The sequence below is a fragment of the Sphingobium sp. LMA1-1-1.1 genome (assembly GCF_040676365.1).
In the GTDB taxonomy this organism is placed as follows: Bacteria; Pseudomonadota; Alphaproteobacteria; order Sphingomonadales; family Sphingomonadaceae; genus Sphingobium.
On record NZ_JBEGHS010000069.1, the window covers coordinates 1 to 254 of the forward strand.

The window sequence follows — 254 nt, forward strand, 5'->3', positions numbered from 1 at the left end:
TGTGCCCATTGGCGCAAATCGATGGACATGATGCGCCAAGGTTGATTGACGAGGCTGTTCCAGGCGAAGCAGCAGTGGTCGACGATGTCATCGTAGGATTTGAAGATGCGGTTGGACAGCCAGTTGTTGAGGTGGCCTCGCCTTCTTGGACAGGTTGGCGGCTAAGTTAAGCTCATCGCGGATGTCGTTTTATGCCGCCATTTGGGTGATCAAATCCTGGGGGGCATGCCCCCCAGGATTTGAAGCGCCGATTT

The 254-nt window shown here is 54.7% G+C and carries 1 pseudogene; it reads right to left on the reverse strand.

Features of this window, described 5'->3' with window-relative positions:
* Positions 1 to 128 (reverse strand): annotated as a pseudogene (locus MRBLMA1_RS20860) (IS630 family transposase); the annotation flags it as partial.
* Positions 129 to 254: the final 126 nt, after the last annotated feature.